Genomic DNA, 9,710 nt, shown 5'->3' on the forward strand with positions numbered 1-9,710 from the left:
AGCACGCGCAAGACTTTGCTGCTGCGAATCGCTGACAAGTCGCGCACCTGGCTTTTCTTCACCACCACGGGCGGCCCGGTCAACCGCGCGAGAGCGGGCAACGGCAGCAATGCCAGTGCACAAAACACGATCAAAAACGTGGGTCGCGTCATCCGCTCTCCAGGGAATGCGTGCCAAAAAATAAGCCGCAAAAAGTCGAAAACCTGGCGTCGAAGCGATTAATTAAATCGTCGCAACTCGCAAAGCACTTCAACAGAGTGTTCCAACCAGCGGTAGCAGCTGAGTTTTTTTGATATCGGTCCAGGTCTGATACTCTCTTCAGCCTTAGGCCTGAGGTAGCACCATGCAACTCATCGACATCGGCGTCAACCTGACCAACTCCAGCTTCGCTAATAAGGAGCAGGCAGTCCTTGATCGTGCTTACGAAGCGGGTGTGGGTCAATTGGTGCTCACCGGCACCCACGTCGAGAGCAGCGAGCAGGCATTAGAGCTGTGCCACCGACTGGACGAGTCCGCTCAGCGGTTGTTTTCCACCGCCGGAATTCACCCGCATTCGGCCAGTGACTGGACGTCTAACAGCGAACGCCAACTGCGGGCTTTGTTGAAGGAAGATCGAGTGCGCGCCGTGGGTGAATGCGGACTGGATTTCAATCGCGATTTCTCTCCTCGTTCGCAACAGGAGAAGGTGCTGGAAGAGCACTTGGCGTTGGCGGTAGAGCTGCAAATGCCGGTGTTTTTGCATGAGCGCGATGCCAATCAGCGCTTACTGGAAATACTCCGCGACTACCGAGATCGCTTGCCGGCGTTGGTGGTGCATTGCTTCACCGGCGAGCAACGCGCGCTGTTCAGTTACCTTGACCTGGATCTGCACATCGGCATCACGGGCTGGATCTGTGATGAGCGACGCGGCACACATTTGCATCCGCTGGTAAAGGACATCCCACGAGGCCGCTTGATGCTTGAAAGCGACGCGCCCTATTTGCTTCCGCGTAGCTTGAGACCGAAACCGAAAAACGGCCGCAACGAACCGGCTTATTTGCCGGAAGTGCTTCGCGAAGTGGCGCTGCATCGAGGCGAAAGTCTTGAAGAGGTAGCGGCGCACACGACCGACTGCGCCCGGGTGTTTTTTGGTTTGCCAGTTATGATCGAGCAGCCTGAAGACCTTCACGAATGAATTGGCGGGTATACGCAGATCCTCGGTTACTCCTACAGGGAATGCTCCAGCAACCGATACCCAACCCCCGCTTCGGTGACGATAAACCGCGGGTTGGTTGGGTCATCTAGCAACTTCTGGCGCAAATGCCCGACAACGATACGCAGGTAGTGGCTGTCTTCCGTGTGGGTTGGGCCCCAAATATCCTTGAGCAATTGTTGTTGGGTAATCACCCGCCCTGGATGCCGCGCCAATTGCGCCAGCACCGCATATTCCTTGCGGGTCAGCCCCACTTCAAGCCCATCGAGCAGAACCCGTCGATACGCAAGGTCAACGGTCAACGGGCCAAACACTAACGCCGCCTCCTGCTGTTCGCCGCTAGGTGCCTGGCGCAATAACGCGCGGACTCTCGCCAGGAACTCCTGAATACCGAACGGTTTGGTCACGTAATCATTGGCTCCGCTGTCCAGCGCCTGGACCTTCTGGCCTTCGCTGGCACGCACTGAGAGCACCAGCACCGGTACCGTCGACCATTCGCGAAACTCGCGCAGCACCTCCTGGCCGTCCATGTCCGGCAGACCAAGGTCGAGCACCAGCAAGTCAGGCTTGTTGAGCGCCGCCTGGCTCAAGCCTTCGCTGCCGGTTGCCGCTTCCACCACCTTGTAGCCTTGAGAGGCCAAGCTAATGCGCAGGAACTTTCGAATTTGCGGTTCATCGTCGATCACCAGGATGGTCGAGGTCTGGCTCATGGTCGTCTTGCCGTATCAAATGGAGCGCTGAGCGTAACGCAATGCGTGATCAGAGGGTGTGCTCCAATTCAGCTTCAGGTTGCGTTTGCAGCGGCAAGTACAGGGTAATGCAGGTGCCCCGCCCCTCGATGCCATCTGCCACGGTGATCCGCCCGCCGTGCGCACCGACCATGCCCAGACAAATCGCCAGACCGAGCCCAGTGCCCTGCCCGCCGCGATCGCCACGGGCGGCGGTGTAAAACATGTCAAAAATCTTCGCACGCTCGGCTTCGGGAATACCGGGGCCCTCGTCACTTACCGAGAAAAACAGTTCACTGTCGTTGACCCCCGCGCCCACCTGCAAACGCCCTTGCGGCGGAGAAAAGCGTGCGGCGTTTTCCAGCACGTTGACCAACGCCTGCTCGATTAACGCAGCGTGGACGTACAACAGCGGCAACTCCAGTGGCACCTGCGTGCTGACGTTCAGCGGTGCCATGACGGCGCGCAGACGGTTGAGTGCACTGCCGACAATATCGCCGGGCGATACCCAGTCCCGCGCCAGTTTCAAAGCGCCGTGACCCAAGCGCGTCATGTCCAGCAGGTTTTGAATATAACGGTCCAGGCGCTCCGCTTCGTCGCGGGTGCCTTCGAGCAACTCACGACGGTCTTCCAGCGGAATCGCTTCGCCCAGCGCCAACAGGCTGTCGATACTGCCGCGCATGGCGGTCAGCGGTGTGCGCAAATCGTGGGACACCGAAGCCAGCAACGCGCTGCGCAGCTGTTCGGTTTCGCCGTGCAAGCGGGCAGCTTCCAGCTCTTCTGCCAATTGGGCTCGGGCCAACGCTTGCGCAAGCGGTTGACTGAGTGCGGTCAACAAGCGCCGACGCTGGTCTGTGAACACCGCCCCCTCATGGGGGCAAACGCCCAATAATGCCAACGGCCCCTCCTCCATCGACAATGGCCGCCACCACCAATGTCCCAAGGGTAATGTGCCAGTGCCCAGACCCGCCGCCTGGTCGTGTTGCCACGCCCAATCGGCCGCTGCGCGCTCGGCTTCGGACAGCTGCAACGCCCCACCGACTTCGACTTTCCAGCCACCCTGATCGTCGCGATCCAACAAGCAGATGTGCAGCTCTTTCCAGCCACTCAAATGCTGCTCAGCAGCGCTTAACATTGCTTGTCGGTCGGTGGCAGCGGTGAGCTTGCGCGACAGGTCGAGCAACTCGCTGGTTTCCTCTTGGGTATCGCGCAACGCTCGCAGTTGCTGGCGTTGACGGGCGGCGAGATTACCGGTCAAGGCGGCCATCAACAAAAAAAACAGCAGCGTCAACACGTCTTCTTCGCGCTGGATGCTGAAGGAAAACACAGGCGGAATAAACAGAAAGTCGTACGCCAAAAATGACAACGCTGCACACGCCAGCGCCGGGCCGAGGCTGCTGCGCACCGCCACCAGCAATACGGCGGCGAGGAACACCAGGGAGATGTTCGGCAGCTCCAACATGCTGGACACTGCCCACGCCAGGGCACTGGCCAGAATCGTCGCGATCAGCGCCAGCCCGTAGTCGAACCAAACCACGGCCCGTGCTGAGCGCGAGCGCGGTTGGTCATGTTGCGCTTCGCTGTCGAGGACGTTGATTTCCAGGCCGTGGGCATCACGCAACAGGCGTGCCGCGAGCCCACCGCCAAACAATCGCCGGCGTAAACGCGGACGCGACTGCCCCACCAACACTAGGCTGGCACGCCGTTCAGCCGCGTGTTGAATCAAGGTTTTGGCCACTTCGCCGGCGCGCAACAGCACCACTTCGCCGCCCAAACGCTCGGCCAGCTGCTGGGCGCTTTGCAGACGCATGCGGGCGTCCTCGTCGACCACCCGGCCATTATCGACATGCACCAGGCTCCATGGTAAATGCCGACGCTGGGCTACTCGACTGGCATGCCGCACCAGCCTTTCGGCCTGAGCGTCACCGTCGACGCCGACCAGCAAACGACCCCGTACCGCTGGCGCAGCTTGGCCCAACTGGCGATAACCTTGGGCCAAGTCGTCATCGACTTGTGCCGCAGCAGTCTGCATTGCCAGTTCACGCAGGGCGGTGAGGTTGGTTTGGGTAAAAAACGCGTCGATGGCTGCCCGTGCTTGCTCGGGCACATAGACTTTGCCGTCGCGCAAACGCTCCAGCAGTTCCCGTGGCGGAAGGTCAATCAAAACCAGCTCATAGGCTTCTTGCAGCACCCAGTCAGGCAACGTTTCGCGAACCTGTACGCCGGTAATGCCGCGCACTTGATCGTTGAGGCTTTCCAGGTGTTGAACATTGACCGTGGTGTAGACATTGATCCCAGCCGCCAGAAGCTCCTGGATGTCTTGCCAGCGTTTGGCGTGGCGGCTGCCGGGCGCGTTGCTGTGGGCCAGTTCGTCGACCAACACCAGTTTCGGTGCAGCCATGAGCAAGCCGTCCAGGTCCATTTCTTCCAGGGTTACGCCGCGGTATTCCGAGCGCAGCAAGGGTTGCTGGGGCAACCCATTGAGCAGGGCTTCGGTTTCAGCACGCCCGTGGGTTTCAACTACGCCAGCCAATACCTGCGAGCCCTGGCGCAGTTGGGCATGGGCGGCCTGGAGCATGGCGTAGGTTTTGCCCACCCCCGGCGCGGCACCAAGAAACACCTTGAGCCGCCCACGGCCGTCCCGAGGCAGATCGGCTAACAATGCGTCGGCGCGGCGGGTGTCACTCATGGTTGGTTCTCATTGTGTGCGGGCAAACTCGGTCTCTGTGGGAGCGAATTCATTCGCGAAGGGCGCGACGCGGTCCTTCAGATAAATCGTGGAGACAGCTTCCCGAATGAATTCGGTCCCACTGGGTATTCATTTGCAATCGTCTACTTCACAGCTGCGCTGACGGTAACTCATTCAGCGTTTGATTCAAGATTAAAACGTTGACCACCGGCGGACCGATCAATGGCCGGTAGGTGTTTTCGTTGACCAACCGTTGCACGGTGGTGACAGGGATGTTGCGGGCGGCAGCCACGCGGGCCACTTGATAGGTCACCGCTTCTGGCGGCAGGTGGGGATCAAGACCACTACCCGACGTGGTCAGCAACGACAACGGCACGGCGCCTTGGCCGGGAACCACTTCCTTGGCGACATCTGCCGTCACCCTTGCTGCCAACGCGGGGTTGCTGGGTGACAGGTTGCTGGCGCTGCTGGAAACAGTGGCAAATGCGCCAGCCGATGGACGTGAGTGGAACCAACCGTCGCCGGTAAAATTCTGCGAGATCAGTTCCGAGCCGCGCACTTTGCCAGCCTTGTCATACACCAGGCTGCCATTGGCTTGGGAGGGGAATACCACTTGGGCGATGCCCGTCACCACCAGCGGGTACGCCACGCCAGTGATCAGGGTCATCAATACAATCAGGCTCAGGGCCGGACGCAATACAGTCGACATCATCGAATCCTCAATCAGGGTGAACATCACGCCCTTGGAGCGTGACGCTTAACGTGCTTAAACCAAGTGCAAGCCAGTCAACAGCAGATCAATCAGCTTGATGCCCACGAACGGCGCAACAATCCCGCCAAGTCCGTAGATCAGCAAATTGCGACGCAGCAACGCGGCGGCACTGGCCGCTTGAACACGAACGCCGCGCAGGGCCAGCGGGATCAGCACCACGATGATCAAGGCGTTAAAGACAATCGCCGAGAGGATCGCGCTTTGCGGGCTGGCCAGGTGCATGACGTTTAGCACCCCCAGTTGCGGATAGATCGATGCAAACAGTGCAGGCAAAATCGCGAAGTACTTGGCCACGTCGTTGGCAATGGAGAACGTAGTCAGAGCACCGCGAGTGACCAGCAATTCTTTACCGATCTGCACCACATCCAGCAGCTTGGTCGGGTCGCTGTCGAGGTCGACCATGTTCGCGGCTTCACGTGCTGCTTGAGTGCCATCGTTCATCGCCATGCCGACGTCAGCCTGGGCCAGCGCCGGGGCGTCGTTGGCACCGTCACCGCACATCGCGACCAAACGACCGTCGTTCTGCTCAAGGCGAATTCGTTCCAGTTTTTTCTCGGGCGTGGCTTCGGCCAACACATCATCGACGCCGGCTTCGGCAGCAATCGCAGCGGCGGTCAGCGGGTTATCGCCGGTGACCATCACCGTGCGAATCCCCAGCTTACGCAGCTCGGCAAAACGCTCGCGAATACCAGGCTTGACCACGTCTTTGAGATGGATCGCGCCCAGCAGTTTGCCGTCCATGCACACCAACAGCGGTGTGCCGCCGGTCTTGGCGATTTTGTCGACTTCCCGAGCCAGCGCTGGCATCAGGTCACTGCGAGTCATGTCAACGAAGGCCAATACCGAATCCACTGCGCCTTTACGGTAAACACGGCCTTGATAATCGACACCAGACAAGCGGGTTTCGGCGCTGAACGCCACCGGTGTCAATAACGCAGCACTGGGTTCTTTGATCGGGTGCAGCTCACGCAGGTACTCGACAATCGATTTACCTTCAGCGGTGTCATCGGCCAGCGACGCCAGCAAAGCACCCTCGCCCAGCTCCAAAGCGGTTACGCCCGGTGCGGCATACAGCGCAGTGCAGCGGCGATTGCCGAAGGTGATCGTGCCGGTTTTATCCAGCAGCAACACGTGCACGTCGCCTGCCGCCTCTACTGCGCGGCCAGATTTGGCAATCACGTTGAGGCGCACCAAACGGTCCATGCCGGCGATACCGATGGCGGATAACAAACCACCGATGGTGGTTGGGATCAAGGTCACCAACAGCGCCACCAGAAACACCAGCGGCAGGCTGCCACCGGAGAAGTGGGCGAACGGTTGCAGGGTGACGACCACCAACAGGAAGATCAGGGTCAAGCCGATCAACAGGATATCCAGCGCGATTTCATTGGGGGTTTTCTGCCGTTTGGCCCCTTCCACTAATGCAATCATGCGGTCCAGCGTCGACTCACCGGGGTTCGCCGTGATGCGAATCAACAGCCAGTCGGACACCAGGCGTGTGTTGCCCGTGACGGCGGAACGGTCACCGCCCGATTCACGTATCACTGGGGCGGACTCGCCGGTAATCGCCGCCTCATTGACCGCTGCAATACCCTCGATGACCTCACCGTCCCCAGGGATCATTTCCCCGGCTTCGACGCGCACCACATCGCCACGGCGCAAGCTGCTGGCGTTAACCACCCGAAAGCTGCCGTTGTCGTCTCGACGCCGTGCCTTAAGGCCTTCGCTGCCGGCTTTAAGGCTGTCGGCACGCGCCTTGCCACGACCTTCGGCCAAGGCCTCGGCGAAGTTGGCGAACAGCACGGTGAACCACAGCCAAATGGCGATCTGCACCGCGACCGAAGTCGGCACTGCCGGGTCAGGGACCATACATAAAATGCTGGTCAGAATGGCGGTCAGCTCGACCACCAACATCACCGGCGCTCGCTGCAACTGACGGGGGTCGAGTTTGACGAACGCTTGTATCAGGGCCGGGCGCCACAAGGCCGACAGCGCTGTTTTGACCGGTTCCGGAGCGCTCTGAGGCGCAGCGGATTTTGCGATAGGAGTCTGCATATGATCTTTATAAATAGACATCATCTAGTCCTCAGAAGCCCATGCTCAAATGTTCGGCGATCGGTCCCAGCGCCAGAGTCGGCAGGAACGTCAGGCCACCGACCAGCAAAATGGTCATCGTCAACAACGTGACAAACAACGTGCCGTGGGTCGGGAAACTGTTCAGGCCCAGCGGTGCGGTCTTCTTCGCGGCCAGGCTGCCAGCCAGTGCCAGCACCGGGAGGATGTAGCCAAAACGACCGAGGAACATCGACATGCTCAGCATCAGGTTATGAAACAGCGTGTTGGCGCTGAACCCACCGAACGCCGAGCCGTTGTTCGCGGTGGCCGAGGTGTAGGTGTAAAGCAACTGGCTAAAACCGTGGGCGCCGGGGTTGCTGATGGCGCCCGCCGGACCCGGAAGGCTCGCGGCCAATGCACCGAACACCAACACACCGATGGGCATGACCATCAAGGTCGCGACCAGCAGTTTGACTTCTTTGGCCTGGAGCTTTTTACCCAGGTATTCCGGGGTGCGGCCGATCATCAAGCCAGCAAGAAATACCGCAATCAGGACGTTGAGCAGCATGCCGTACATCCCGGCTCCGACCCCGCCGAAGATCACTTCGCCGACCATCATGTTGGCCATTGCAACCATCCCCGTCAGCGGGTTAAGGCTGTCGTGCATGGCGTTGACTGAACCGTTGGATGCGGCAGTAGTGGCCGTGGCCCAGAGCACGGTGGCGGTGGTACCAAAGCGGCTTTCCTTACCTTCAAGCGGCGCGGTCTGCTCAACCGACGCGATGTTCAAGGTCGGGTTAGGCTGATACTCGGCCCATAAAGCGGTGGCGCCGCCGACCAGGAACAGCGTCAACATGCAGGCCATGATCGCCCGGCTTTGGCGCATGTCTTTGACGTAGTGGCCGAAGGTGAACACCAGCGCAACCGGGATCAAGATGATCGACACCAGTTCGAACAGGTTGCTCCACGCCGTCGGGTTCTCGAGCGGATGCGTCGAGTTAGCCCCGAAGAAGCCACCGCCGTTGGTGCCCAGTTGCTTGATCGCAATTTGGCTGGCAGCAGGTCCCAGCGGCAGGCTTTGATCGGCGCCCTGCAAGGTCACAGCGTCGATGTAATGGGCGAAGGTTTGTGGCACGCCCTGCCACACCAGGAACAACGCCAGGATCAGGCACAACGGCAGCAACCCATAGAGGGTGGCGCGCGTCATGTCGGCCCAGAAGTTACCCAGATTTTGTGTCGAACGGCGGCTAATGCCGCGGCAGAACACAACCAAGACTGCAAGGCCGGTGGCCGCGCTGACGAAGTTCTGTACCGTCAGGCCGACCATCTGGCTCAAGTAGCTGAGCGACGCTTCACCGCTGTAGCTCTGCCAGTTGGTGTTGGTAACAAAACTCATGGTGGTGTTGAAGGCCAGCGACCATTCCATGCCCGGCAATTGCTGCGGGTTAAGCGGCAAGCTGCCTTGGAACAGCAGAATCGCGAACAACACGACAAAGCCCGCGAGGTTAAACGCGAGCAACGCCAGGGCGTAGGTTTTCCAGTTTTGTTCGGTTTTCGGGTCGACCCCGGACAGGCGATAACACGCTCGCTCCACCGGCCCCAGCACTGGGGTCAGGAAGGTTCGTTCACCTTCCATGACTCGATAATAGAAACGTCCCAGCCAAGGCGCGGGCAGCAGCACCAACGCAAAGAAAGCCAAAATCAATAGATAGTCATAACTGTGCATGGCTGCTCCTAGTGCTGGTCGGCGCGTAACAGCGCCACCATCAAGTAAATGAACAGCCCTGCCGCCAACAGCAGTGACACCCCGTCCAGAACGCTCATGACCTTTCTCCGTCGTGCGGCGAGTGCCGCGTGTGGAGTTATTGTCTGCAAGGAGGGTGTAAAGGAACGAGATCGACGCCGACTAAAGCCCATAAAGAAAGCGTAAAGAGTGGTGTAAAGCGGGGCCTACAGGTGATTCACAGAGATGCGCTGCCACGAATGGGTGTGCTGCACTGCGCAGACACTTTGTATCTACTACGATACATTCACGACAAACCCACAACACTCGAACAGAACAGCCTTCCGCCCCGTCTGTATGCGAAGTAGCATGCGTGCAGCGTTGTTCTTCAACCCTCAGGCGGCAATCGCACCATGCAACTAGAATCCACTCCGACTACTGACAACGCCCCGGCCGAAGAACGTCGCTGGAACACCCGCGCACTGATCGTCGATGACGATGTGCCGATTCGTGAGCTTTTGTGCGACTACCTGGCGCGGTTTAATATCCAG

At 59.5% G+C, this 9,710-nt stretch carries 7 protein-coding genes and 1 pseudogene; 2 read left to right on the forward strand and 6 right to left on the reverse strand.

Annotated features, from left to right (window positions below; all coding sequences use genetic code 11):
- Positions 1-343 precede the first annotated feature (343 nt).
- A complete protein-coding gene (locus tag M0974_RS10315; RefSeq protein WP_297835920.1) occupies positions 344-1,174 on the forward strand; it encodes a TatD family hydrolase in 831 nt (276 codons plus the stop codon).
- Positions 1,175-1,206: 32 nt separating this feature from the next.
- Here M0974_RS10315 and M0974_RS10320 read toward each other — a convergent pair whose 3' ends face one another.
- From M0974_RS10320 to kdpF, 6 genes are all read right to left on the reverse strand, one after another.
- Positions 1,207-1,902, reverse strand: coding sequence for a response regulator (locus M0974_RS10320; RefSeq protein WP_297835921.1), 696 nt, complete (start codon positions 1,900-1,902; stop codon positions 1,207-1,209).
- Between the two features lie 49 nt (positions 1,903-1,951).
- Positions 1,952-4,609 (reverse strand): sensor histidine kinase KdpD, encoded by a 2,658-nt coding sequence (locus tag M0974_RS10325; RefSeq protein WP_297835922.1) that lies wholly within the window; start codon positions 4,607-4,609, stop codon positions 1,952-1,954.
- A gap of 148 nt (positions 4,610-4,757) precedes the next feature.
- Complete coding sequence (gene kdpC, locus M0974_RS10330; protein ID WP_297835923.1) at positions 4,758-5,318, reverse strand: potassium-transporting ATPase subunit KdpC; 561 nt, start codon at positions 5,316-5,318, stop codon at positions 4,758-4,760.
- Between the two features lie 57 nt (positions 5,319-5,375).
- Positions 5,376-7,457, reverse strand: coding sequence for a potassium-transporting ATPase subunit KdpB (gene kdpB / locus M0974_RS10335; protein WP_297835926.1), 2,082 nt, complete (start codon positions 7,455-7,457; stop codon positions 5,376-5,378).
- Positions 7,458-7,467: 10 nt separating this feature from the next.
- Positions 7,468-9,162, reverse strand: a complete 1,695-nt coding sequence (kdpA, locus tag M0974_RS10340) for a potassium-transporting ATPase subunit KdpA (RefSeq protein ID WP_297835927.1) — start codon at positions 9,160-9,162, stop codon at positions 7,468-7,470.
- A gap of 8 nt (positions 9,163-9,170) precedes the next feature.
- Positions 9,171-9,260 carry a K(+)-transporting ATPase subunit F gene (gene kdpF / locus M0974_RS10345; protein ID WP_297835929.1) on the reverse strand — a complete coding sequence of 30 codons (90 nt, stop codon included), beginning with the start codon at positions 9,258-9,260 and terminating at the stop codon, positions 9,171-9,173.
- A 312-nt stretch (positions 9,261-9,572) separates the two neighbouring features.
- Between kdpF and M0974_RS10350 the strand changes: the two are divergent.
- Positions 9,573-9,710, forward strand: a pseudogene (locus tag M0974_RS10350) (DNA-binding response regulator); the annotation flags it as partial.

It is taken from the genome of Pseudomonas sp., from assembly GCF_026224925.1.
GTDB lineage: Bacteria > Pseudomonadota > Gammaproteobacteria > Pseudomonadales > Pseudomonadaceae > Aquipseudomonas.